The organism is Pararoseomonas baculiformis (genome assembly GCF_017813395.1).
Lineage (GTDB): Bacteria > Pseudomonadota > Alphaproteobacteria > Acetobacterales > Acetobacteraceae > Roseomonas > Roseomonas baculiformis.
Map to the genome: position 1 here is coordinate 230,176 of NZ_JAGIZB010000005.1, position 24,669 is coordinate 254,844.

Here is a 24,669-nt window from a genome sequence, read left to right on the forward strand (position 1 = left end):
TCATCCAGGGGCGGCAAGTTCCGCCAGCGCCTCCGCCCGCGGCAGCACCTCCGCCACAGGGGCGTCGATTCCGGCCGTCCAGGCCGGGCCGCCACGCGGGCGGGGCGCGAAATGGGCGCGGAGGGCGCGCGTGCCCTCGATGCGGGCCACATCGAACATGCGCCAGCCCTCCCCGGGGTCGCCGGGCCCGCGTGCCAGGCCGGCGGTCTGCCAGGTGAGCAGCCCGACGCGCCCCGTGCCCATCTGGCCGATGGCATGGGGATGCACGACGCGCCAGGCGCCGCCATAGAGCAGTTCCAGCGCGCGGCGCTCGCGCACAGCCAGGGCAAGGCGGGCAACGCGGCGGCGGAGATGTGGGGGAAGGGGCGGGGACGCGATGGCGCGGAGCCCCGCAGGGGTCTTGCGCATGACCCCGATATGGTCATTACAGTCCTGATTTTAAAGGCCGATCAGCCTTCCAGCGTGGCAAGCCATTCCGCATAGGGTGTGTTCCGCGCCATGTGCCGGTTCAGGTCCGGGGCGCCGTCCTTCCACCAGACCGGGCCGCGTTCACCGAGTTCCCGCTTGGCCACATCCACAGCGGCCCGCGCGGCCTTCAGCCCGGTATCATCGCCGTTCCGGAGCGCCACCCCCACAGCCCGGCGCGCCGCCATCAGGGCACGCGTCAGCTCCCCCCGGTGCTCCGCCGGCAGGTTCGGATCGGCCATGCGCCACAGCCGCCCGCGCACCACGAAGTAGCGGCCATCGGGGGTGACGGGGTGCCGCAATCAGCCCTTGCGCCGGAGCAGGAACAGCGCCTGCTCCCCGAAGAGATTCGCCAGGCGCAGGCTTTCGCGCCAGGGGGCGCGCATGCCGTGCTCGTCCACCGCCAGCCAGCCATCCACCGCGTAGCCATCCTTCTCGCACAGGGCGACGAAGTCCAGGATGGTGCAGGGGTGGATGTTCGGCGTCTCGTACCAGGGCCGGTTCCAGGTGTCCGTATCCGGCATCCGCCCGGTCCAGAGCAGGCGCCAGCGCATCTGCCAGTGGCCGAAATTCGGAAAGGAGATGATGGCGTAGCGCCCGATGCGCAGCATCTGCCGCAGCACCTCGCGCGGCCGCTCCACGGCCTGCAGCGTGCGGGAGAGCACGACATAGTCGAAGGCGCCATCGGGATAATGCGCGAGGTCCGCATCCGCATCGCCATGGATCACGGCCAGGCCGGCGGCGACCGCGCGCGTGGCCTCGGCCATGTCGATCTCGATGCCGCGCGCATCGGCCCGCTTCTCGCGCGTCAGATGGTCGATCAGCGCGCCGTCGCCGCAGCCGATATCCAGCACCTTCGCGCCTTCCGGGATCATCTCGGCGATGAGCCGCAGGTCCAGGCGCATGTTCTTGGCGACGTAGCGGATCTCTTCCTTCGGGCGGATGCCCATGGTCAGACCCCCACCGCATCGGCAGCACCGCCGAGGAAGCCGCCCAGCGCCGCATGGAACTCGGGCTCGTCCAGCAGGAAGGCGTCGTGGCCCTTGTCCGAGTTCAGCTCGATGAAGGAAACGCGCGCGGCAGCCCTGTTCAGCGCACGGGTGATGGCGCGGCTCTCCGCGGTGGGGAACAGCCAGTCCGAGGAGAAGGAGGCGACGAAGAAGCGCGTCGGCGTGCCCTGGAAGGCCAGGGAGAGATCTCCGTCATGGTCCGCCGCCAGGTCGAAGTAATCCATCGCGCGGGTGATGGTGAGGTAGGAATTCGCGTCGAAGCGGCGGATGAAGGTGCTGCCCTGGTGGCGAAGATAGCTCTCCACCGCGAAGACATCCTCCAGGAAGGTCACCGCCTTCGCGCCCTGGAGCCGGCGGCCGAATTTCCGCGTCAGCGCGCTTTCCGAGAGATAGGTGATATGCGCCACCATGCGCGCCACCGAGAGGCCCTGCGCCGGCAGCCGCCCCTCCTTCCAGTAGGCGCCGCCGCACCAGTCCGGATCGGCATGGATGGCCGCGCGCCCCACCTCGTGGAAGGCGATGTTCTGGGCGGAGTGATGGGCGGCGGTGGCGATGGGCGCGCAGGCGAAGACCGCCTCGGGGTAGGTCGCCGCCCATTGCAGCGCCTGCATCCCGCCCATCGAGCCGCCGACCACGGCGAGCAGCCGCTCGATCCCCAGATGCTCGACCAGGCGTTTCTGGGCACGCACCATGTCGCGGATGGTCACGCTGGGGAAATCGATCCCCCAGGGGCGGCCCAGGCCGCGGCCCCCGGCATCCGTCATCTCCTCCCGCGGGCCGGAACTGCCCATGCAGCCGCCCAGCACATTGGCGCAGATGACGAAGAAGCGGTTGGTGTCCACCGGCAGGCCCGGCCCGACCAGGGCGGACCACCAGCCCGGCTTGCCTGTCAGGGGCTGCGTCTCGGCCACGTACTGGTCGCCCGTCAGGGCATGGCAGATCAGCACCGCGTTGCTGCGCGCCTCGTTCAGCGTGCCATAGGTACGGTAGGCCACGGCCAGCGGGGCCAGCATCGTGCCGGAATCCAGCATCAGGCCATCGGGGAAGACGACCCGCTGGTGATCCACCTGAGGCAGCGATGCAACGGCCTGGTTCATGGGCGGGAGCATTAGGAGCCTCCCGGCGGGGGGGCAAGGCGGCGTTTCGCGCGGATGGGGCGCCCTGGCCGCGCCCCCTGGCCCCCGGGGCCGGGTTTAGCACCCGGGAAGCCACGCGCTGCCTTGGCGCCCCGCCCATCGGGCGCTAGACCCGCCGGACCCCTCATGCACGGTCACATGTCCGATCCTGCCCTCACCGATCCCTCCGTCGTGCAGCCTCTCGCCCTGGCGGCGGCGCGCGCCGAGTTCGACGCGATCGACAACCAGGTCCATGACCTGCTGATGCGCCGCGCCGCCCTCTCGGCCCAGCTCTCGGCCCAGGGCATGAAGGCCGGCGGCGCCAGCTTCCGGCCGGGGCGGGAGGCGCTGATCCTGCGCCGCCTGCTGGCCCGGCATAGCGGGCCCATGCCGCGGGCCACCGTGGCGCGGCTGTGGCGTGAGGTGATTGCCTCCTCGCTCAGGCTGCAATCCGCCTTCTCGGTTGCCACCATGGCGGGCTGCGAAGCCCTGGCGCGCGGCCATTTCGGGCTGGACACGCCGCTGCGCATGCATGCCACTCCGGCCCGGGTCCTTTCCTTCCTTTCGGCCGGGGAGGCCTCGGTGGCCATTCTCCCCTCCCCCGCCGATGGCGAGCCGCCGGAGGCGGCCTGGTGGATCAGCCTCGATTCCCCCCGGCTGCAGGTGGTGGGCGCCCTGCCCTTCCTGATGGGGCCGGGGCAGATGCTTCCCAGCGCCCTGGTGGTGGCCCCGTTCGGCGCGGATGCCACCCCGCGGGACCGGGGGCTCATCCGGCTGGAACGGGCACCCAACACGTCCCGCGATGCGCTGGTCTCCAACCTTGCCGCCGCCGGGCTGGCACCGCTGCGCGTGATCCTCTCGGCCGATGGGCTGCGCGCCCTGGTGGAGGTGGAGGGGCTGATCACGCCCGAGGACCCGCGCCTGGCCGGCCTGGCCGCGCTTCGCCCCTGGCCCGTCGGCGGCTATGCCGAGCCGGAGCCGGAAACCCCCGCCACCCAGGCCGAACCCGCCTGAGCCCCTTCCGGGGCCCCTGGCCCCGCCCGTTCAGAGAGATGCCGCCATGCCCGTGATGCCGCGCCCCTCCATCCTCTCGGTCGAGCCCTATGTGGGCGGCGAGTCCAAGGTCCCGGGCGTGAACCGGATCGTGAAGCTCTCCTCGAACGAAGGGGCCTTCGGCCCGCCCCCCGCCGCCTCGGCCGCCATCGCGGAAATGGCGCGGGAGGCGCATCGCTACCCCGATGGCGGCGCCACCGCCCTGCGGGAGGCAATCGGCCGGCATCATGGCCTCGACCCCGCCCGCATCGTGGTCGGCAACGGCTCGGACGAGCTGCTGGCCCTGCTCATCCTCGCCTATGGGGGCGAGGGGACGGAGCTGGTCATGTCCGCCCATGGCTTCCTGATGTATGAGCTAACCGGCCGCTGGGCCGGGTGCCAGATCATCAAGGTGCCCGAGAAGAACCTGGTGGCGGATGTGGACGGGCTGATCGCCGCCTGCGGCCCGCGCACCCGCCTGGTGATCCTGGCCAACCCGAACAACCCGACCGGCGCCCTGCTGCCGCAGGGCGAGGTGAACCGCCTGCGCGCCGGGCTGCGCGAGGACATCCTGCTGATCCTCGATTCCGCCTATGCCGAATATGTGGAGGACTCGGACTACGATCCCGGCCAGGCGCTGGTGGATGCCGGTTCCAACACGGTGATGACCCGCACCTTCAGCAAGGTCTGGGGCCTGGGCGGCATGCGGCTGGGCTGGGCCTATGCCCCCGCCGCCATCATCGACGTGCTGAACCGCGTGCGCGGCCCCTTCAACGTCAACGCTGCCGCCATGGCCGCCGGCATCGCCGCCCTGTCCGAGCCGGACTGGGTGAAGAAGAGCGTGGCCCATAACGGCGAATGGCGCGCGAGGCTGACGCAGGGGATGGAGAAGCTGGGCCTGAAGGTCCATCCCAGCCATGGCAACTTCCTGCTGGTGGATTTCGGCAGCGCGGAAGCCGCGAAGGCCGCCGATGCTCATCTGCGCTCGCGCGGGCTGATCGTGCGCGGCGTGGGGGTCTATGCCCTGCCGACCTGCCTGCGCATCACCATCGGCAATGCCGAGGAATGCCAGATGGTGCTCGATGCCCTGGCAGACTTCCGGCATGGCTGAGGAACCCCTCTTCCAGCGCCTCTGCATCGTCGGGCCGGGCCTCGTCGGCTCCTCCATCCTGCGCGTGGCGAAGGAGCGCGGCGACATCGCCGCCACCCTCGTCGCCACGGCGCGCAGCGAGCACACGCTGGAGCGCGTGCGGGCGCTGGGAATCGCCGATGTGGTGGAGGCCGATGCGGCGAAGGCCGTCCAGGGCTGCGACGCGGTGATCCTCTGCGTGCCCGTGGGCGCCTATGCCGGGGTGATGGCGCATATCGCGCCGCATCTTGCCCAGGGCTGCATCCTCAGCGACGTGGGATCGACCAAGGGCAGCGTGCTGCGGGATCTCACGCCCCTGCTGCCCGAGGGCGTGCACCTCATCCCTGCCCATCCCATGGCGGGCACGGAGCATTCCGGGCCGGATGCGGGCTTCGCGGAGCTGTTCAAGGGCCGCTGGTGCATCGTCACCCCGCCGCCCGGCGCCGATCCGGCGGCGGTGGAGAAGGTGCGCGCCCTGTGGGAGCGGGCCGGCTCGATGATCGAGACGATGGATGCGGTGACGCATGACAAGGTCGTCGCCATCGTCTCCCACCTGCCGCACCTCATCGCCTTCACCATCTGCGGCACGGCGGACGACCTGGCGCAGGAAACACGGGAGGCGGTGCTGCGCTTCGCCGCATCCGGCTTCCGCGACTTCACCCGCATCGCGGCGAGCGACGTGGACATGTGGCGCGACATCTTCCTGAACAACCGCGAGGCGGTGCTGGAAATGCTGGCGCGACTGACCGAGGACGCCCAGGCCTTTGGCCGCGCCATCCGCTGGGGCGAGGCAGGCTTTATCGAGGACCGCATCCGACGCGGACGCAAGATCCGCCGCTCGCTGATCGAACTGAAGCAGGCCTGAAGGCGGGCACGCTGGACAGCGTCCTTCCTGATCTGCTGGTTCCCGGAGAGGGCGCTGCCCTCTCCGGACCTCACCCGCCAAGGGCCTGAGGCCCTTGGAACCCCGTCTGGCTGCCGCGGATACCATGCAAACAGGGTTTCTGAGCCCTTATCCTGCCCTTGCAGTCGCCTCCGGTCATGGACCGGAGGCGCACCGCAGCCGAGCTTTTCTAAAACTTCAGAAAAAGATGATGGTGAGGGGTCCGGGGAGAGGAAGAATTCCTTCTTCCTCTCCCCGGGACAGACCACCACCGCAGAATTAGAAAGCACCGCCAAAATCAGATCTGCCGGAATTCCGGCACTCCAATGCATCCGCGAAAGCGCCAGCCAGAGCGGCCGCGAGTTTCGCCCGGTCGCGGATACCGATCAGTGTCTGGGGCATGGCCTGCCCATCGGAGTCCTGCTGGAGATGCCGCATCAGCCGGTTCCGCGCCGTTTCCAGTGCCGCGCGGTGCGCATCCGGGGGCAGCCCGGCCGGCACGGCATCCACAAGGGCAAGCCGAAGGGCGAGGCGCAGGGCCTCGAAGTCAGGATCCCGATGGGGCAATTGGCTCTCCGCACCCGGTGGACGGGAACGGGAGTGTTTTCTCCCGGCGCTTCTTGGCCCCTCAGCCGCAAAGGCGGGGCGGGGCCATCCTGCCGCCCCGCCCTCCCGGGTTGCAATGCCCGCGCTATGACTTGCTGAAGGAAACCCGCTCGTTCTCGCCGCCCTTCGGGGGCTCGCCGGTCACCGCGGCTTTCACGTAGCCATAGGCGTGCAGGAGCTTCGAGGAGGGGCTGTCCCAGTATTCGGCGCCCGTCGCCTCTACCGCGATCAGCGCGATATGCGGATCCTCGGGCCCGTCCGGGAACCAAGTCTTCATCGACTCCTGCCACAGCTCCTTCTGCTTCGCGACATCGCGAAGCACCCGCGCCTTGCCGGAGATCGCGACGTAAAGCTGCTTCGACGGATCGGAATAGGAGAGCAGCACCCGATCGTTCCGGGAGATCTCCTCCGTCTTCTCGGTGCCGCTGCCGGAGAAGAACCACAGGGTCTTGCCATCCCCATCCAGGCCGGCCGCGACCATGGGGCGCCCGCGCAGCTTCTCGCCATCCCCATGGGTCACCATGACGGCGGTCTGCACGTCCTTGATCATCTCGCGCACCTTCTCGCGCTGCTGGTGCTCGGTCTGCGCCTCGGCCATCGCTCTCTCCTTCCCGCTGGGGTCAGGCCAAGCAACGGCCCCGGCCCAGGGCAGTTGCTCAGGGCGGGCCGCAGGGTCGTCACCCCTGCCGGAACGGCCTGGGAAGGGTGGCGAGGGATCACCCGGCCCGGAAACGGCAACGGCCGGTGCCCCAGGGGAGCACCGGCCGTTCAGCCCTGGCCCGGACCGCGCCGGGTTAGCCGGAGGCGCCCCCGCGGCGCCAGCGGTGCCGGGTGCGCCAGAGATGCCAGACATAGAGGAGCAGCACGGCGGCCACCACGGCGATGCCCAGCGGCTCCATCCAATGGTCGATCTGCTCCCAGCGCCCCTCCAGCCACCAGCCCGCGGCCATGAGGAAGGCGGTCCAGCCCATCGTCCCGATGCTGGTGAAGATGTAGAAGACCCACCGGTTCATGCGCACGATGCCGGCGGGCACCGAGATCAGCGTGCGCGGCCCCGGCAGGAAGCGGCAGAAGAAGACCGCCGGGATGCCCCAGCGGATCAGCACCGCCGAGGCGTCCCGCACATCCTCCCCGGTGATGCCGAAATACTTGCCCACCTTGTCGGCCAGGCGCTCGATCCGCTCCTGGCCCACGGCGCGGGCGGCCTCGAACCAGCAGGCATTGCCCAGGATGGCCCCGGCGGAGCCCGCCAGGAACACGGCCAGCGGGTCCATCTTACCCTGGGCGGCGGCAAAGCCCGCCACGGGCATGATCGCTTCCGAGGGAATGGGCGGGAAGATGTTCTCGGCCAGCATCAGCAGGAAGATGCCGAATGTGCCGGTCGCCGCCATCACATCGGCGATGAATTGGAGCATGCGTCAGGAAGCCCGGAATAGGGTGATGGCCACGCGGCGGCCACGGACATAGTTGAAGCCGTCCACGCGCCCCACGGCGCGCGGGCGCAGGCCCATGACGGCTGCCTCGGCCTCGAAGCGCGGAACTTCACGCCCTTCGACGGCCACCAGACGGTCCGGCCCTCCGCCCAGGAAGCGCGCGGCGGCCGTGCCATCCGTCAGCAGGCAAGTGGCCGTGCTGGTGGCGAAGACGACGGAGGGCTCGTGATAGCCGGCGATGCCGAAGCGCTCCGCCGGCACGTCCTCCCCGGCCACCAGGGCGGCGACGCGCGGCGAAACCCAGGGTGCGGTGAGATTCGGCAGCACCCCGCCCAGGACCAGCCCATAGAGCGGCACGGCCAGGAGGGCGGCGGAAAGCCCGGCCCGCGCCCATTCGCCCCGCCCCGCGGCCTTCGCCACGGCCCAGAGCAGCAGGCCGGTCACGGGCACCACCAGCAGCCCGGGCACAGAGACCCGCCCATCCGCCAGCAAGGGCAGGGCCACGGCGGCGACAGCCAGGCCGATCCCCGTGCCGAAGAGCGCTGCCCAACCCAGCCCGGAGAGCCACCGGGGCGCCGGCTTGCGCAGCGGGTCGCAGGCCCAGGCGGCGGCCAGCAGCAGCAGTGCGGGATAGGCGGGCAGGACGTAATGGGGCAGCTTCGTCGCCACCGCCTCGAAGAGCAGCCAGCTGGGCGCGGCCCAGGCGAGCAGGAAGCGCGTTCCCGGCCGCATCCGCGCCGCCCAGGCCGCGGGCAGCCCGCGCAGCACGAGGAAGGCGCCGGGGAAGGCCGCGATCCCGAAGGTGAGGAGGTAATAACCCGGCGGGCCCCAATGGGCCTCCTCGCCTGAACCCACCTTGTTCAGCATGTCATCGCCCAGGGCCTGGGCGAAGAAGCGGCCTTCGGTGGCAATGCCGATGGCCACCAGCCAGGGCAGGGCGCAGCCGATCATCAGCGGGATGCCCCAGGCCGGGCGCAGGGCCCGCAGCCAGGGCAGCCCGGCCCGCCAGCCGCGATCCGCCACATACAGGGTAAGCCCCGCCAGGAGCGGCACCATGGGCGCGATCGGCCCCTTCAGCAGCACCCCGGCCCCGAGCGCCAGCCAGAAGCCCAGCGCGGCACGGCTGGAGAAGGCGGCGGGCGCCAGATAGGCCCGGCCCATCAGCCCCATGGCCACGACGATGCTGGCCAGCAGGGCCGCATCGGTCTTGGCGATATGCGTCTCCACCACCAGCAGCAGCGAGGCGGAGAGCAGGGCCGCCGCGAGGAAGGCCGCGCGCCGCCCCACCAGCCCGCGGCCGAGGGAATAGGTGGCCAGCACGGCCAGCCAGGCGCCAATGGCAGCGGCCAGGCGGTAGCTGCCGATCCAGCCCCGGGCGGGCAGGCCCGCCGCTTCCAGCGTGTGGACGATGCCGGCCTGGGCCCAGTGGATGCCCACCGGCTTCTTGTTCCGCTCCACCTCGCCGTTGCGGATCCGGACGTAGTCGCCGCTTTCCACCATCTGGCGGCTGGCCTGGGCGAAGCGTGACTCGTCCCGGTCCCCCGGCGGAAGGGAGAACAGGCCGGGCGCCCACATCAGCAGGCAGAGAAGGGAGAGCCAGAGCCGGGGCCGCCGCGTCTCCGGCAGGCGGTCCAGGGCGCCGGGCAGAGAAGGGACGGGAGCCATGCCCCGGCGCCTTAGCGGCGGGGGGGCCGCAAGTCGAGGGCCAACAGGATGGCGCCTGGGGCGTTCAGCCCCTGACCAAGGAGATCCGCCATGTCCGACACGCCCGAAATCCAGCCGCCGAACCCCTCCCCCGGCCCGGGGCCCGCCCCGGGGCCGGAGAATCCGGTGCCCGGCCCGATCTCGCCGCCCCCGCCGCCCATCCCGGAATACCCGACCCCCGGGCCGGAAATGCCGGAGCCCGGCCCGATCGGGCCCGATATCCCGCCAATCGGGCCTGGCCCGGGCGGAATGCCGCCGGCCGTGATGTAAGGGACGCAGCCCGGGGCAGCCCGGAAACGCCGCAACCCCGGAATGGGCCCGGGAGGAACTCCCGGACCCGTTTCGTCAGGCGGCAGCCCTTCCCCTGCCCTGCAGGGCAAGCAGCCCCGCCGCCAGCGCCATGCCGATCCAGTGCGGCGCGGGCAGCCAGGGCATGACGCCTTCCAGAAGGGCCGGGAAGACCAGCAGCAGCCCCGCCAGGGTGAAGCCCACCCGCTCCAGTGCATTGAGGGCACGGAAGAAGTAGCCCTGGCAGGCCGCCGCCAGGGCCGCCAGCCCCGCCGTGGCGAGCAGGACCTGCCAGGCCACGTCCAGCCAGGTCATCTCCGGTGTCAGGGAAAGCAGCAGGCCCACCCCTTCCGGATCAGTGACGAAGACGAAGGGCAGGACGAAGGCCGGCAGCGTGTATTTCCAGGCCTGGAGCGTGGTGGAGTAGGGCCCCGCCCCGGTGATGGCCGCCGCGGCGAAAGGCGACAGGGCCGTGGGCGGCGAAACCTCGCTGAGCACGGCGTAGTAGAAGACGAACATATGGGCGGCGTAGTCCGGCACGCCCAGCTTGATCAGCGCCGGCGCCGCGACCACGGCGCAGATGATGTAGCTGGCCGTGACGGGCACGGCGAGGCCGATGATCCAGACGATCAGCGCCGTGAAGAGCGCGGTGCCGAGGATGGAGCCATTGGCCGCCTGGATCGCGATGTCCGAGAACTTCAGCCCCAGCCCCGTCAGCGTGATCACGCCCACGATGATGCCGGCGCAGGCGCAGGTCGCCGCGATGCCGATGGACTGGATGGCACCCGCGGCCAGCGCGTCGATCAGCTTGCGCGGGAACAGCGCGGTGTCCCGCCGCAGGAAGGACAGCACCACCGCCACCACCATCGCGTAGAGCACCGCGAGGGTGGAGCTGTAGCCCATCACCATGAAGACGATGATCGCGACGAGCGAGGAGAAGTGGAAACCGTATTTCCGCACCAGCTCCCCCGCCGGGGTGGAGGCCGGCGCCTCCACGCTCTTGCCCGCGGCGCCCAGGCGGCGCTGGTCCAGCTCCACCATGAAGAGCAGGGAGGCGTAGTAGAGGCAGGTCGGGATCACCGCCATGCGCAGCACGTCGAGATAGCCGATCTTGAGGTATTCGGCGATCAGGAAGGCCGCGGCCCCGAGCACGGGGGGCGAGATGATGGCGCCCAGCCCGCCCGCGGCCAGCAGCCCGCCGGCATCCGAGGCGCGATAGCCCACCTTCTTCATCATGGGCCAGGCCACCGTGCCCAGCGTGACCGTGGTGGCCACGCCGGAACCCGAGGGGCCGCCGAGCAGGAAGGAGGAGAGCACCACCGTGCGCCCGGCCGAGGTGGCCTTGCCGCCCATGACGGAGAAGGAGAAGTCCACGAAGAACTTCCCGGCCCCGCTGAGCTGCAGGATGGCGCCATAGATGGTGAAGAGGATGATCAGCGTGGCCGAGACATCGACGGCCGTGCCGAAGATTCCGTCCAGCCCCACCGCCAGATGCGGAATCAGGCGCTCGGAATCATAGCCACGATGCGTCCAGGGGGAAGGCAGGTAGTTGCCGAGGAAGGCATAGGCGATGAAGGTGATGGCAACGGCCGGCATCACCCAGCCCGTGGTGCGCCGCGTCACCTCCAGCACCAGCGCCACCAGCATCCAGCCGACGACGAGGTCCATCGGCTCGGGGAAGATGGCGCGGTCCTGCAGCTCGTCGCCGCCGGTGATAAGATACCATGTGCAGTAGAGCCCGGCCGCGATCAGCACCGCGTCCCAGGGCATGAAGCGGTGGCGGAAGCGCTTCGCCACGGGGAACAGGTAGAAGCCCAGCGCCAGGGCGAAGCCCACATGCACGAAGCGCAGAGTGGTGGTGGGCACGATGTCCCAGGCGGCCCAGAGATGGAACAGGCTCATCGCCAGCGCCATCGCCGTGCCGACCCAGGCGAGTATGCCGCGGAAGCGGTGCTGCGCGCCCTCCTCCTCCTCGATCAGCGCCTCGACCCGGGCCGTGGTGGCGGCATCCAGCGAGCCCGGCGCCACCTCGGGCGGCAGGCCGGTGCCCACCCCCGCGGCGGCGGCCGGCACCGCGCCCGGCGGCCCATCGGAAGGGGCCGCCAGTTCCTCGCGCCGCATCAGCCGAGATTCGCCCCGGCTTCGCGCCAGAAGCGTTCGGCCGCGGGATGCCAGGGAATGCCGGCGGATGCGGTCTTCTGCCCCTCAAGCTTGAAGTTCCGCGCCTCGGCATGGGTGCGCGCCAGGTCCTCGCGGCCTTCCCAGGCGATGCGGATCAGGCTGGTGACCATCTCGGCCGGCATGTCCTCCCGCACCGCGAGCACATTGGCGACGGACATCTGCTTGTTGTCCGTGGTCTGGCCCGGATAGGTGCCGGCGGGGATCACCTCGTTGAAGTAGACCGGGCCGTATTTCTCCACGATCTTCGCGGTGTACTGGGCGTGATCGACCAGCCGCAGATCCACGCCGGGGCTCGCGCCGAGATCGGTGATCGCGCTGGTCGGCACGCCCGAGACGAACATGTAGGCGTCCAGCTTGCCGTCCTTGACCGCATTGGTGGATTCCGCCGGCGAGAGCCGCTCGCGCGCGCGGAAGTCCTTGGCAGGGTCGAGGCCCGCGGCCTCGATCAGGCGCAGCGCCATCACCTCGGTGGCGGAGCCCGGCGCACCGGTGGAGATGCGCTTGCCCTTCATGTCCTCGATGCTCTTGATGCCGGTGCTGGCCACCGTCACCACCTGCATGCGGTTGGTGTAGATCACGGCGATGGCGCGCGCGGGCACGGGGCGGCCACGGAAGCGGTCATTGCCGCGCACCGCATCCACCGCCGCATCCACCTGGGTGAAGATCATCCCGACGCGACCGGCGCCGAGAAGCTGGAGGTTGCCCACCGAGCCACCGGTCACCTCCACCGTGGCGGACATGCCCGGCATCTGGCGGGAGATGAGATTCGCGAGCGCGCCGCCCAGCGGATAGTACACGCCGCCCGTGGTGCCGGTGGCGATGGCAAGCTGCTGGCTGCCCTGGGCGCGGAGGACGCTTGGCGCGGCGAGAACGAGGCCAGCCGCGAGAATGCCACGGCGCGGGATGTTTCCCATCGTCCAGACTCCTTGGATCGTTTTCCTTAAAACGAAGCATAGACCGCCCTTTCCGCCGGGCGAAAGGGCCGATCGGCCAAACCCTCGCCCGGCCAGGCGTTCTTCAGGGCTGTGAAGCGCGAAGGAGGTGCCGCATGGCCGAGGGGATATCATCAGGGCAAAGCGCAAGCCTGGACCTGCGCCTGGGCAACCACCTGGCGCTGAAGGCGGAGGTACGGGTGACCTCCGGCGGGCTGCTTGCCATCGGGGCACTGGTCTCTGGCATCATCCTTTCGGTTGTGCCCCTGGTCTGGTCGGCGCGGCGCCGGCCCTACTGATCGGCCCGGCTCTCCCGCACGCCCATCAGCAGCACCGCCCCCACCGCCATGAAGGCGGCGGTGGTGGCGATGCCCGCGCGCTGGCTGCCGCTTGCCTGGGTCACCGCCGCGAGCACGGCGGGGCCGAGGAAGCCGGTGATGCGGCCGGACAGGGCGAAAAGACCGAAATGGGCCGCCACCTCCCCCGGCGGGGCCAGCCGCGCCATGAGCGTGCGCGATGCCGCCTGGGCCGGGCCGAAGAACAGGCCGAGCACCAGGGCCAGGGCCCAGAAAAGCGCCTTGCCCTCAGCCAGCACGATGGCGATTCCGATCGCCACCAGGCACCACAGGGCGATCAGCACCATCCGGCGCGATCCCACCCGGTCCTCCACCAGCCCGGCCAGCGCCGCCCCCAGCCCCGCCGAGACATTCATGGCGATGCCGAAGAGCAGGACCTCCTGGAAGCTCATCCCATGCACCCCGGCGGCGAAGATGGCACCGAAGGCGAAAAGGGTGTTCAGCCCATCCGTGTAGAACATGCGGGCGACCAGAAAGCGCAGCATGGCCGGGCGCGCGGGCAGGCCGCGCAGCACCCCGCCGATTTCGCGCAGGCCTTCGCGCGCAGAGGCGGCCCAGCCCGGCTTCGGGCCCGGCGCATCGCGGAATGCCGCCAGGACCGGCCAGCCGAAGGCCAGCACCCAGATCCCCACCAGCACGGCCGTGGCACGGATGGGTTCGCCACTCGGCCGGTCGAAGCCGAACAGCCCCGGATCGGGCCGGATGAGCCCGAAGAGGCAGACCACCATGCAGGCCAGCCCGCCCGCATAGCCCAGCCCCCAGGCCAGGCCGGAGATGCGCCCCATCCGCTCGGGCCTCGCCACATCGGGCAGCATGGCGTTGTAGAAGACGGTGCCGACCTCGAAGGCGACCGTCGCCAGCCCCACGCAGGCCAGGACGTAGAAGGCATGGTCCGGCGCCGGGCGGGCGAACCACAGGGCGGCGGTGAAGGCCGCCGTCGCCAGGGTGCAGAGCGCCAGCATCAGCCGCCGCCGACCGCCCGCATCCGCCACCGCGCCGAGCACGGGCGAGAGCAGCGCGATGGCGACGCCCGCCAGGGTCTGCATCCAGCCCCATTGCGCCTGCCCTGTCACCGGATCGGGCGCCACGCCCTGGGCGAACCAGGTGGCGATGACGAAGGTGGTGACCACGGTGGGAAAGGCGCTGTTGGCCCAGTCATACAGGGCCCAGGCGAATTCGCGGCGGTTCACGGCAGCAGCAGCCCCTCGGCCATGGCGCGATCGTAGAGCGCCTCGATCAGCGGCGCGAAGGGCGCGCCCAGAGCGATGGCGGGCCCCATCCGGACGAGGCTGCGCGCGCGTGTCAGCCCGATCTCCTTCCAGGCCGGCGCGCCGCATTGCACCTGCTGGGCGAAGCCCTGCAGCCGGTCGCATCCCATGGCGAAGCGCGCCTCGGGCGTGGCGCCCGCCTCGAACTCGGCCCAGAGACGGGCGACATGATCCGCGAGCGCGGGCGGCAGCACGGCGAAGATCCGCCGCGCCGCCTCGGCCTCGCGCTCCAGCTGGGTCAGCAGCCCCTGGTCGTCGAAGGCGAAGGTGTCGCCCGCCTCGATCTCCACGAGGTCATGCACCGCGATCATGGAGAGCACGCGGGCGAGATCCGGCCTCGGCTCGGCCTCGTCATGCAGCAGCACGGCGCAGAGGGCGACCTGCCAGGCATGCTCGGCGCTGTTCTCGCGCCGTGCCCCGGTCATCGCCGCCCGATCCACATGCTTCAGCCGGTCGGACAGGGCGATGAAGTCGAGCAGCGCCGCGCCCTGCGCGGGCCGCATCAGGCGGGTGCCGCGGGATGGAGGCAGGCCGGCATCGGATGCAGTTCGGACCCGAAGCCGCGCCCGGCGCGCAGCACCGGATCCCCCTCCACCAGCGCGGCGGCCGCCCCGGCATCCGGCGCCTGGAGGATACAGAGGCCGTAAACCCCGCGCGGGTCGGCCACGGGGCCGAAAGCCACCACCTGCCCCTGCGCCATGAGCCCGCGCCAGTATTCGGCATGCGTGCCCATCAGCTCGCCCTCCTCGGCCGTCATATCGGCCGGAAAGGAGGGACGCGGCGGCAGCAGGCGGAACAGGAAATACATGGCGCGGAGGCTAGGCGCTGCGCCCCGGCCCGTCCATCGAGGCGGGCCGGGGGCGGCGCGGGTCGCCTCAGCCCCGTTCCAGCGCCCGCAGCGCCACCGCCACGGCGGCCATCTCGCCCTGTACCGCCGCCTCCCGCGCCAGGCGAACAGCGGGTTCGGAGGGTTGCGGCGCCTCGCCGGCCAGGATGGCGCGGGCGATCCGGGTCTGCAGTGCGCCCAGGTCCTCCAGCAGCGCCGCCCGGGCGCGTGGGCCATAGGTGCCGGGGGCCGGCGCGGCCCGGGCGGCGGCGCGCAGCGCTTCCAGCCCGAAATCGCGCCCGGCGGCATCCCAGGCCGCCGCAGCCTCGGCCGGCGCCACCCCCGCCGCCGCGGCAAGGCGAACGATGCCGATGGCCGCGGAGAGCGAGGGCGCCCCGCCCACCAGGCGGGAGGCCGGGTCCGGCAAGGGTCCCTGCGGCACCGCCACCGCGGAAACCAGGGCGGCCACGCCGGGGCGCAGCAGCGCTTCCGCATCGCCCAGCGGGCTGGCCGTGTCGTCCAGCAGGGCGCGCGCCGCGTCCTCATGCAGGCGGCGGATGGTCAGCAGGGCCGCGCGCTTCGCCTCCACCGGCACCAGGGCATCGTCCAGCGTTTCCGCCGCCTCGTTGATGCTGAAGAGCCGGTCCGCCAGCCAGGCGGCGCGCGCCACGTCGGCGGGCTCCGCCTCGGCCGCCAGCCGGGCAAGGCCGGCCGGGCCCAGGCGGTTGGCGGCGGCATTGGCCAGCATGGTCGAGATCAGGTTGCGCCGGAGCCGGTGCCCCTCGATCAGCTCGGGGAAGCGCTCCTGCAGGGGCTTCGGGAAGTAGCTCCGCAGCATGGGCAGGAAGGCCGGGTCGTCGGGCAGCCCGCTTTCCTCGATGGCATCGGTCAGCCAGAGCTTCGTCACCGGAAGGAGCGCAGCGATCTCCGGCCGGGTCAGCGCATCACCCTGCCCGATCCGCTCCGTCATCCGGGCGGCGGAGGGCAGGCCCAGCACCGAGCGGTCCAGCAACCCTTCCAGTTCCAGCCGCGACATGAGCGAGGCCTGGGCGGGCAAGGCTTCCGGCCCCGCAGCCTGTTCCAGCGACACGGCGGCGAATTGCGCGGCATTGTCGGCCAGCACCAGCTCCGCGACCTCGTCGGTCATGGATTCCAGCAGGTCGTCGCGCTGCCGCCGGGTCAGCCGCCCGCCACGCTCAGCCTCGGCGAGCAGGATCTTGATGTTCACCTCATGGTCGGAGGTGCTGACGCCCGCGGAGTTGTCGAGCGCATCGGTGTTGAGCGCCACGCCGGCCCGCGCGGCCTCGATGCGCCCGGCCTGGGTGATGGCGAGATTCGCGCCCTCCCCCAGCACGCGGGCGCGGATCTCCTGGCCGTTGACCCGCAGCGCATCATTCGCGCGGTCCCCGGCCTCGGCATGGGATTCCGTGCCCGCCTTCACATAGGTGCCGATGCCGCCGAAATAGAGCAGGTCCACCGGCGCCTTCAGGATGGCGCGCATCACCGCCGCCGGCTCCGCGCGCTCCTCCTGGATGCCGAGCAGCGCCCGCGCCTGGGGCGAGAGCGGGATGAACTTGGCATTGCGCGGGAAGACGCCGCCGCCTTCGCTCACCAGCCGCACGTCGTAATCCGCCCAGGAGGAGCGGGGCAGCCTGAACAGCCGCTCGCGCTCCGCGAAGGAGGTCTCCGGGTTCGGGTCGGGGTCGATGAAGATGTGGCGGTGGTCGAACGCCGCCACCAGCCGCGTCTGACGCGAGATCAGCAAACCGTTGCCGAACACGTCGCCCGACATGTCGCCCACGCCGGCGCAGGTGAAGGGATCGCGCTGGATGTCGAGGCCGAGCTCGGCGAAGTGCCGCGCGATCATCACCCAGGCGCCGCGCGCCGTGATGCCCATCTCCTTGTGGTCATAGCCGGCGGAGCCGCCCGAGGCGAAGGCATCGCCCAACCAGAAGCCGTATTCGATCGAGAGCGCGTTCGCGATGTCGGAGAAGGTGGCCGTTCCCTTGTCCGCGGCCGCGACAATATAGGGATCGTCCCCGTCGCGCCGCACCACATTCGCCGGCGGCAGGATGGAGCCGTCCACGCCGTAATTGTCGGTCACGTCCAGCATCGCGCGGATCAGCGTCTTGTAGGCGGCGATGCCGGCGGCCATGAAGGCCTCCCGGTCGCTCGCGGGCGGGACATGGCCCTTCAGGATGAAGCCGCCCTTCGCGCCCGTGGGCACGATGATGACGTTCTTCAGCCGCTGCGCCTTCATCAGCCCCAGGATTTCCGTGCGGAAATCCTCGCGCCGGTCGGACCAGCGGATGCCGCCGCGCGCCACGGGGCCCGCGCGCAGGTGGCAGCCCTCCATGTGCATGGCGGAGACGAAGATCTCCCGCCACGGCCGCGGGTCCGGCATGTCGCCCGCCCGCGCGCTTTCGAACTTCAGGGAAAGGTAGTCCTTGCCCTGGAAGTAGTTGGTGCGCAGCACGCCATCCAGCGCGATGCGCAGGCGGGAGAGGATGCGGTCCGTGTCCGGATCGGCCACGCCCTCGATCAGCGCGGACCAGTCCGCCAGGGCACGCGCCTCGGCTGCCTCGCGCTCCGTGGCCGCCGGATCGAAGCGCGCGTTGAACAGGGCCACCAGGATGCGCGCGGCGTCCGGGTTCGCGGCCAGCGCGGCCTCCACCGCGGGCTGCGGGAAGGCGAAGCCCACCTGCTTGCACCAGCGGAACAGGGCGCGCAGCAGCCAGGCCTCCCGCCAGGTGATCCCGGCGCGCAGCACCAGCCGGTTGAACCCATCGGCCTCCGCCCGCCCGCCCAGCAGGGCGGAGAGCGCGTCCAGCAGCTCGTCGAACCGGTCCTCCGGCGCGTCCACGCCGGATTCCACGCCATAGACATGCAGCGCCACCGGATCCGCGCCCTGGGGCGCGAGGCGCCAGGGCTGCTCCTCGATGGCCCGGAGATCCAGGCTCTCGAAAAGCGGCAGCATGTCGGCCAGGGCCAGCTTGTTCCCGGGGGAGGCGAGGCGCAGCACCAGGCGGCGCGCCCCCTCGCCCGGTGCATGGGCGATGAAGGCCACCGGCCCGCCCGTCGAGAGGGCGGATTCGGCCAGGCGCAGGTCGGCCACGCCCTGGGACGGGGTGGCCACCTCCGGATAGGCCGCGGGGAAGGCACCGGACCAGCGAGCGGAAAGCCGCGCGCCCTCCGCCTCCCCGGCCTCCTCGGCCAGGGCCTCGGCCAGGGCTTCCGGGAAGCCCCGGGCGGCGCGGGTGATCGCCTTTTCCAGCGCCGCCATGTCCACGTCGGGCATGGTTTCGGGCCGGGTGCCGATCACGTAGTGCACGCGGGCCAGGGGGGTGTCGCCCAACGCGATGTAGAAGGCCGACAGCCGGCCATTGAAGCTGGAGGCGAGGATGCGCCCCACCCGTTCCCGGAGACGGGTGTCGAAGCTCTCCCGCGGGAGCCACACGATGGCGGAGACGAAGCGGCCGAAGGGATCGCGCCGCAGGGTCATGGCAGGGCGCGGGCGGATCGCCAGGTCCACCGCCACGCGGGCGCCGGCCAGGATGTCGGCCTCCTCGGCCTGGAACAGCTCGTCGCGCGGCCAGGTATCCAGCACGGAGAGGAAGGTCCGGGCGTCATGGCTGTCCGGCGCGGCGCCGGAAGCGGCGAGGATGCGCCGCACCTTCGGCGCCAGCCAGGGGATGGAGCGGGGGTTGCGGTTATAGGCGGTGGCGGCGAAGAGCCCCATGAAGAGCCGCACGCCCGTCACCCGCCCATCCGGGGCGAAGATGCGGGTGGCCACCACGTCGGCATGGCTCGGCCGGTGCACCCGCACGCGCAGATTGCCCTTGGCCACCGTCAGCGCCACCGGCTGTGCCAGGGAGGCGCGCACCGCGTCCGGCACGGCGGAGAGGTCGCGCAGCGCGTCGAAAACCGCCACCTCCGGGTCCCGCAGCAATCCCAGCCCGTCCTCGGCCGTGATCGGGCCCGATTCGGGGAAGCGGACGAGCCGGTGGCCCAGCAGGACGAAATTGTCCTCCGCCAGCCAGCGCAGGAAGGCCGTCGCCTCCGCGCCATCCGCCGCCGGGGCCATCTCCAGCTCGGCCTCGGTCAGGCGGGAGAGCATGGCGCCGAAATCGCCCACGGCCAGGCGCACCTCGGCCATGGCGCGGGCCAGCGCCGCCTCCACCCCCGGCCAGTCGGCCGCCGGGGGAGCGCCGGCACCCAGGCGGCGGACGGCGCCCGGGGCGATCTCGATCCGCATCATGCTCTCATTCGGCCCGCCCGGCACCGCGGGGCCGATCCGGGTCAGCTGCCCGGCCGAATCGCGGGTCGCGGCGAGAATCGGGTGCAGCAGGCGCCGCACCCCCCGGCCCGAGAGGGTGAGGGCCGCGAGCGCGCTGTCCACCAGGAAGGGCATGTCGTCGGTGACGATCTCGGCCACGGCCCCCGCACCCCGGCCATCGGCCTGGGGCAGCGCCAGGCGCAGCTTGCTCTCGCCCTTGCGCCGCTGCCCCGCCAGGGCATGGAGGGAGGCGGCATCGGCGGCCAGCAGCTCCGGTGCCATTTCCGCCAGTTCGGTCAGGGGGATAGCGGCGCCCAGCGCCCGCAGGAGGGAGCGTGCCGTCTCGGGCGCGGCGGGCATGAGCCGGGCCAGCGCGGCCTCGGCCTCGGCCAGCAGGACCTCCCGCATGCCATCCTGGGCCGGGCCATGGGCCGGGGTCGGCTGGGGCATGTCGTCGGGCATCAGCGTTCTCCTCCGTACCCGCCAAGGATCGGGACGCGGAGGCCCCGGCGCAAGCAGGGGTCCGTGACGTCGCCACATGAATGGAACGCGTCTTTCATGCCTGGCCCGTTCCGCCCCGGCCCGATCCACCCTATTTTGCGGGGCCATGGCCCTCACCCTCGCCGACCTGCTCGCCCCGATGGACCCCGCGCGGTTCCTGGCCGAGTTCCACGACAAGCAGCCCCTCCACATCCAGGGCGGGGCGGCCAAGTTCGCCCAGGTTCTCTCCTGGGCAGGAATCGACCGGTTGCTGAACCAGACGCATATCTGGTCCAGCCAGTCCCTGAAGCTGCAGATGGACACGCAGCCCGTGCCGCCGGAGGCCTATTGCATCCGCGCGACAAGCCGGGACAACACGCCGGTGATGCAGCCCGAGGCGGGCCGCCTGCGCGAATGGGTGGCCAAGGGCGCCTCGGTGGTGCTGAACGACGTGGACAGCCTCACCCCCGGGCTGGCGAGCGTGAGCCAGGCGCTGGAGAATGCCGGCTTCGGCCGCGCCCAGGCGAATGTCTACATCTCCTTCCAGGCCCATAAGGCGTTCCCCACCCATTTCGACACGCATGACGTCTGGGCCGTGCAGGTCGAGGGCGAGAAGACCTGGAACATCTGGTCCGGCCGTGCCGACTACCCCATCCCCCACCCCGCCTTCCGCAGCCTGGGCCAGGCGCATCACGAACGCGCCAGGGGCACATTGCGGGAGAAGGTGCTGCTGAAGGCGGGCGACCTGCTCTACCTGCCGCGCGGCTGGTATCATGACGCCCTGGCCGAAGGCCCGGCCTCGGTCCATGTCGCCTATGGCGTGCATGCCCCGATCGGGCTGGACCTGGCGAACCTGCTGACCGAACGCGCGCTGCAGGACCCCATGTTCCGCCAGCCCCTGCCCCGGCAGGACGGCACCCCGGCCGCCCAGTTCGCCCTGACCAGCCGCGCGGCGCAGCTGGGCCAGCGCCTGGCGGAGCTGGCGCGGGACCCGCAGGTGCTGCAGGTGCTGGCCCGGCACGTGGCGGAGGCGCGCTATCCCCGCGGCGGGGTGAACCTCCTGGCCGCCCGCGGGCTGGAACCCTCCGAAGGCACCGGCGAAGCCGCCGCCGGCGAAGGTGTGCCGGTTTTCCGGGTGCTCTCCCCCGGTGCGAAGCCGGTGCGGCGCGGGGCGGAATGGGTGCTGAAGACCGCCTCCGCCACCCTGCCCCTTTCCCCGCCCGAGGCCGAGGCCACCGCCTGGCTGCTCTCCCGGCGCGAGGTGGACGAGGCCTCTCTCCATGCCGCCCATCCCGGGGTGGATGCCGCCGCCCTCCTCCATCGCCTGACCGAAGCCGGAGCCCTGGCGCAACAATGACCCCTCTGCGCGTGGCTGCCCTGCTGCTGGCCCTGTCCACCGGCCCTGCCCTGGCCCAGGCGCCGGGCCGGCCGCCGCCGCCCTTCAACTGCATCGGGGCGGAGGAACTGGAGGATGATGTCTTCGCGGTGCCCTTCGAGGCCGGCCGGGACCGGCTGGCCGATTCGGCCCGGTCCGGGCTGCTGGCCGCGGCCGAGCTGCTGAAGCGCGAGCCGGACCGGAATGCCTGCATCCTCGGCCATGCGCAGAGGGAGGGGGGACAGCAGACCAGCGTGCAGCTTGCCGCCCGCCGCGCGCGGGCAGTGCGCGAGGCGCTGCGCGCCGCCGGGCTGCCCGAATCGCGGCTGCGTTCCGAGGCGCGCGTGGCCGGGTTCAGCCGCACCACCGGCAACACCGTGGCCCGCAGCGTGTCGATCGTGGTGATGCCGGCCACCGCACCCGAGCCGGAGCGCGTCGCACCAGGGACGCGGCAGCCGGGGACGCGTGAGCCGGCTCCCCCCATGACTCCCCCACCGGCCCCACCGGCCGAGGCCCCGCCGCGCGAGACGACGCGCCCGCCGGCAGCCCCGCCTGCCACGCCGCCGGCCCGGGAGACCACGCCTCCCCCGGCCCCGCCGCCCGCCGACGCCCCATCACGCGAAACGATCCCGCCACCCGCCCCGCCGCCGGTCGAGGCTCCAGCCCGCGAGACCACCCGCCCGCCGCCAGCGCCGCCTGCGGCACGGGACAGCACGCCTCCGTCCACGCCGCCAGCGGAGGATCCGCCGGCCAGCCGCCGGGAATAAGGCCTCGGCGGCCTAGGGAGCGGGCAGCAGGGCGCGGTTCACGGCCTCGGCCGCCTCGAAGGCGACCCAGTGCCCGGCGCCCGGGATCAGCAGCGGCTCCACGCCGCGCGCCCGGAAAAAGGCCAAGCGGTCGGCCATGTGGGGCACGACGATCGCGTCCCGCTCCCCATAGATGACGGAGAGCGGGGCCTGCACTTCGGCCAGGGCGTCGCGCAGCGAGGTGGGGCTGGTGATGCTGCGGCTGCGGAAGCGGGCGTGGTCGCTGTTCCAGGCCTGGATGGCCAGGGCCTCGGCATCGATTCGGGCGGGATCGGCGATCATCAGGCGGCGCAGGTTCTCGCGATGGGCCGCGGCGCGGCTTTCCCCTTGGCGGTCACGGACGGAGACCAGCGGGACCTCTTCGCGCGGAAGGCCGAGCGCGCCGGCGCCCAGCAGGGTCAGGCTCTCCACCCCCGCCCCGTGCCGCGCGGCGATATGCCCCGCCGTGATCGCGCCGAAGGAAAAGCCGACGAGGTCGTAGGGCGTGCCGGGGCCGAGCCGGGCGGCGATCCCCTCCGCGATGATGGCGGCCAGGCCCCAGAGCGTGATGCCCTGCGGCGGCATGTCGGATTCCCCCAGGCCCGGCAGATCGGGCACGAGGACATGGCGGCGCGCCGCCAGCGGCTCGATATTGCGCGCCCAGTGGCGCCAGGACCCGGCCCCGCCATGCAGCAGCACGGCGGGGCGCCCGGCGCCCCATTCGTGCCAGACGAGCCTTCCCCCGCCATGCGGGGTCTGCGCGCGCGTGGCGATGGCGGCGAGGCGGCCCAGCCGGTCCTCGTGGGCGGTGGTCTGCATGGGGCGGTTTTGCGGGAAAACGCCCGGGGACGAAACCCCGCCTCCCCGGCACGTATCCTGCTAGCCTCACGGCCCCTGGCGCCACCGGGCCGATCCCGGCGCCGCCCTGCCGAAGGAGCCGAAACATGGCCTTGCGCCGCCTGTCCCTGACCCTTGGCGCGGTGGCCGCGCTGGCTGCCGCGGCAGCCACGCCCGCCCTGGCGCAGACCACGCTGCGCATCGCCCTCACCCTTCCGGCGGCGAGCCTGGATCCGGTGCAGTCCACCGCCGCCACGGTGCGGAACCATGGCTTCTTCATCTATGACCAGCTCTTCGGCCTGGACAGCAAGGGCGTGCCCCGGCCGCAGATGGTGCAGAGCTGGACGGCCTCCGAGGACAAGCTGACCTGGCGCTTCACCTTGCGCGAGGGCCTGGCCTTCCATGATGGCCAGCCCGTGCGCGCGGCGGATGCCGTGGCCTCGATCCGCCGCTGGGCGCAGCGGGACGTGGTGGGCCGGGCCCTGGCGGCCGCCACCGGCGCCATGGAGGTGGTGGACGACCGGACCTTCGAGATCCGCCTGTCCCAGCCCTTCGGCCTGGTGCTGGAGGCCCTGGCACGCCCGACCGGCAGCGCCCTGTTCATCATGCCCGAGCGCATTGCGCAGACGCCGCCCAATGTGGCGATCACCGAGGCCATCGGCTCCGGCCCCTTCATCTTCCAGGCCAGCGAGTGGCGGGCGGGGGACCGCGCCGTCTATCTCCGCAACCCCAACTACCGCCCGCGCGAGGAGGCCCCGGACGGGCTGGCCGGCAGCAAGGCCGTGTATGTGGACCGGGTGGAATGGCTGACCATGCCGGATGCGACGGTGGGGGTGAACGCGCTCGGCAACGGGGAGCTCGACTTCCTGGAGCAGCCGCCGCCGGACCTGATCCCGACGCTGGAGCGCAACCGTCGCGTCCGCGTCGCGCCAGTGAACCCGGTGGGCAACATGGCCTGGCTGCGGCTGAACCACACCCAGCCGCCCTTCAACGACCCGCGCGCCCGGCAGGCGCTGCTCTATCTCATCAACCAGAAGGACGTGCTGGAGGGGATGGGCATCCGGCCGGAGGAGCAGGTTCCCTATTGCCCCGCCTATTTCATGTGCGGAACGCCGCTGGAAACCGCCGCCGGGGCCCAGGGCCTGCGCGAGCCGGATGTTGCCCGCGCGCGGGAGCTGCTGCGCCAGGCCGGCTATGATGGCCGCCCCGTGGTGTTCATGAACGCCACCGACAGCGGGCTGAACAACGCCGCGACCCTGGTGATGGCGGAATCCTTCAAGCGCGCCGGGCTGAACATGGATGTGCAGGCCATGGACTGGGGCACGCTGACCGCCCGCCGCAACCGCAAGGAGCCGCAGGCCCAGGGCGGGTGGAACCTGTTCATCACCATCGCCAATGCCTTCGACGCGGAGAACCCGCTCTCCAACCTCTACCTGGCCAGCAGCTGCGACGCGGCGCCGGCCGGCTGGCCCTGCGACGAGGAGCTGGAGCGGCTGCGCAAGGCCTGGGCGGGGGAGAGCGACCCGGCCCGGCGCCGCGCCCTGCTCGACCAGGTGCATGCGCGGGCCTATGAGGTGCTGCCCTACATCAATGGCGGGCAGTTCCGCACGAATGCGGCCTGGCGCACCAACATCACCGGCATCCGGCCGACCACGGTGCCGGTCTTCTGGGGCGTGCGGAAGGAGTAG

The 24,669-nt window shown here is 71.7% G+C and carries 23 protein-coding genes; 8 read left to right on the forward strand and 15 right to left on the reverse strand.

Translation table 11 applies throughout. The annotated features are described in order from the left end of the window. From J8J14_RS07190 to metX, 4 genes are read right to left on the reverse strand one after another with little or no spacing between them, the layout of a single operon-like run. Entirely contained in the window at positions 1–408 is a 408-nt protein-coding gene (locus J8J14_RS07190; RefSeq protein ID WP_209378791.1) for a hypothetical protein, read from the reverse strand. Positions 409–449: 41 nt separating this feature from the next. After that, a complete protein-coding gene (locus J8J14_RS07195; protein ID WP_209378792.1) occupies positions 450–767 on the reverse strand; it encodes a hypothetical protein in 318 nt (105 codons plus the stop codon). Beyond that, a complete protein-coding gene (gene metW / locus J8J14_RS07200; protein ID WP_209378834.1) occupies positions 768–1,370 on the reverse strand; it encodes a methionine biosynthesis protein MetW in 603 nt (200 codons plus the stop codon). 47 nt (positions 1,371–1,417) lie between these two features. After that, entirely contained in the window at positions 1,418–2,572 is a 1,155-nt protein-coding gene (gene metX / locus J8J14_RS07205; RefSeq protein WP_209378793.1) for a homoserine O-acetyltransferase MetX, read from the reverse strand. Positions 2,573–2,749: 177 nt separating this feature from the next. On the opposite strand from metX, the gene J8J14_RS07210 reads away from it, so the two are divergent. From J8J14_RS07210 to J8J14_RS07220, 3 genes are read left to right on the forward strand one after another with little or no spacing between them, the layout of a single operon-like run. After that, entirely contained in the window at positions 2,750–3,604 is an 855-nt protein-coding gene (locus J8J14_RS07210) for a chorismate mutase (RefSeq protein ID WP_209378794.1), read from the forward strand. Positions 3,605–3,650: 46 nt separating this feature from the next. Next, positions 3,651–4,733, forward strand: coding sequence for a histidinol-phosphate transaminase (hisC, locus tag J8J14_RS07215; RefSeq protein WP_209378795.1), 1,083 nt, complete (start codon positions 3,651–3,653; stop codon positions 4,731–4,733). Next, on the forward strand, positions 4,726–5,616 hold the full coding sequence (locus J8J14_RS07220) for a prephenate/arogenate dehydrogenase family protein (RefSeq protein WP_209378796.1): 891 nt from the start codon (positions 4,726–4,728) through the stop codon (positions 5,614–5,616). The genes hisC and J8J14_RS07220 overlap by 8 nt, the downstream gene beginning before the upstream one ends. A 297-nt stretch (positions 5,617–5,913) precedes the next feature. On the opposite strand, the gene J8J14_RS07225 is transcribed toward J8J14_RS07220, so the two are convergent. The 4 genes from J8J14_RS07225 to J8J14_RS07240 form a co-directional block, all read right to left on the reverse strand. Then, entirely contained in the window at positions 5,914–6,201 is a 288-nt protein-coding gene (locus tag J8J14_RS07225) for a hypothetical protein (protein WP_209378797.1), read from the reverse strand. 124 nt (positions 6,202–6,325) lie between these two features. Further along, positions 6,326–6,838 carry a pyridoxamine 5'-phosphate oxidase family protein gene (locus J8J14_RS07230; protein ID WP_209378798.1) on the reverse strand — a complete coding sequence of 171 codons (513 nt, stop codon included), beginning with the start codon at positions 6,836–6,838 and terminating at the stop codon, positions 6,326–6,328. Positions 6,839–7,034: 196 nt separating this feature from the next. Continuing rightward, positions 7,035–7,655 carry a DedA family protein gene (locus J8J14_RS07235; protein ID WP_209378799.1) on the reverse strand — a complete coding sequence of 207 codons (621 nt, stop codon included), beginning with the start codon at positions 7,653–7,655 and terminating at the stop codon, positions 7,035–7,037. Positions 7,656–7,658: 3 nt separating this feature from the next. Further along, complete coding sequence (locus J8J14_RS07240) at positions 7,659–9,338, reverse strand: phospholipid carrier-dependent glycosyltransferase (protein WP_245215510.1); 1,680 nt, start codon at positions 9,336–9,338, stop codon at positions 7,659–7,661. A gap of 90 nt (positions 9,339–9,428) precedes the next feature. Here J8J14_RS07240 and J8J14_RS07245 point away from each other — a divergent pair, with 90 nt between their 5' ends. Continuing rightward, positions 9,429–9,647 (forward strand): hypothetical protein, encoded by a 219-nt coding sequence (locus J8J14_RS07245; protein WP_209378800.1) that lies wholly within the window; start codon positions 9,429–9,431, stop codon positions 9,645–9,647. Positions 9,648–9,722: 75 nt separating this feature from the next. On the opposite strand, the gene J8J14_RS07250 is transcribed toward J8J14_RS07245, so the two are convergent. Then, positions 9,723–11,786: a TRAP transporter permease gene (locus J8J14_RS07250; protein ID WP_209378801.1), complete on the reverse strand. Its 2,064-nt coding sequence runs from the start codon at positions 11,784–11,786 to the stop codon at positions 9,723–9,725. Then, positions 11,786–12,760: a TAXI family TRAP transporter solute-binding subunit gene (locus tag J8J14_RS07255; protein WP_209378802.1), complete on the reverse strand. Its 975-nt coding sequence runs from the start codon at positions 12,758–12,760 to the stop codon at positions 11,786–11,788. The genes J8J14_RS07250 and J8J14_RS07255 overlap by 1 nt, the downstream gene beginning before the upstream one ends. A gap of 134 nt (positions 12,761–12,894) precedes the next feature. Here J8J14_RS07255 and J8J14_RS07260 point away from each other — a divergent pair, with 134 nt between their 5' ends. Next, on the forward strand, positions 12,895–13,077 hold the full coding sequence (locus J8J14_RS07260) for a hypothetical protein (protein WP_209378803.1): 183 nt from the start codon (positions 12,895–12,897) through the stop codon (positions 13,075–13,077). On the opposite strand, the gene J8J14_RS07265 is transcribed toward J8J14_RS07260, so the two are convergent. The 4 genes from J8J14_RS07265 to J8J14_RS07280 all read right to left on the reverse strand — a co-directional run bounded on the left by J8J14_RS07265 (position 13,071) and on the right by J8J14_RS07280 (position 19,966). After that, a complete protein-coding gene (locus J8J14_RS07265; protein ID WP_209378804.1) occupies positions 13,071–14,324 on the reverse strand; it encodes an MFS transporter in 1,254 nt (417 codons plus the stop codon). The two genes, J8J14_RS07260 and J8J14_RS07265, sit on opposite strands and share 7 nt — an antisense overlap. Beyond that, entirely contained in the window at positions 14,321–14,905 is a 585-nt protein-coding gene (locus J8J14_RS07270; RefSeq protein WP_209378805.1) for an HD domain-containing protein, read from the reverse strand. Before J8J14_RS07270 ends, J8J14_RS07265 begins: the two co-directional genes overlap by 4 nt. After that, a complete protein-coding gene (locus tag J8J14_RS07275) occupies positions 14,905–15,210 on the reverse strand; it encodes a YciI family protein (protein ID WP_209378806.1) in 306 nt (101 codons plus the stop codon). The genes J8J14_RS07270 and J8J14_RS07275 overlap by 1 nt, the downstream gene beginning before the upstream one ends. Positions 15,211–15,277: 67 nt before the next feature. Continuing rightward, the gene (locus J8J14_RS07280) at positions 15,278–19,966 is read right to left on the reverse strand and encodes an NAD-glutamate dehydrogenase (protein WP_209378807.1); all 4,689 of its coding nucleotides are present in this window, start codon (positions 19,964–19,966) and stop codon (positions 15,278–15,280) included. A gap of 145 nt (positions 19,967–20,111) precedes the next feature. On the opposite strand from J8J14_RS07280, the gene J8J14_RS07285 reads away from it, so the two are divergent. Together J8J14_RS07285 and J8J14_RS07290 are read left to right on the forward strand one after the other, a co-directional pair. Next, positions 20,112–21,341 (forward strand): cupin domain-containing protein, encoded by a 1,230-nt coding sequence (locus tag J8J14_RS07285; protein WP_209378808.1) that lies wholly within the window; start codon positions 20,112–20,114, stop codon positions 21,339–21,341. Continuing rightward, positions 21,338–22,126 carry an OmpA family protein gene (locus J8J14_RS07290; RefSeq protein WP_209378809.1) on the forward strand — a complete coding sequence of 263 codons (789 nt, stop codon included), beginning with the start codon at positions 21,338–21,340 and terminating at the stop codon, positions 22,124–22,126. The genes J8J14_RS07285 and J8J14_RS07290 overlap by 4 nt, the downstream gene beginning before the upstream one ends. A 12-nt stretch (positions 22,127–22,138) precedes the next feature. Here the strand turns inward: J8J14_RS07290 and J8J14_RS07295 are convergent, their stop codons facing one another. Further along, the gene (locus J8J14_RS07295; protein ID WP_209378810.1) at positions 22,139–22,963 is read right to left on the reverse strand and encodes an alpha/beta fold hydrolase; all 825 of its coding nucleotides are present in this window, start codon (positions 22,961–22,963) and stop codon (positions 22,139–22,141) included. A gap of 125 nt (positions 22,964–23,088) precedes the next feature. Here J8J14_RS07295 and J8J14_RS07300 point away from each other — a divergent pair, with 125 nt between their 5' ends. Further along, the gene (locus J8J14_RS07300) at positions 23,089–24,669 is read left to right on the forward strand and encodes an ABC transporter substrate-binding protein (protein ID WP_209378811.1); all 1,581 of its coding nucleotides are present in this window, start codon (positions 23,089–23,091) and stop codon (positions 24,667–24,669) included.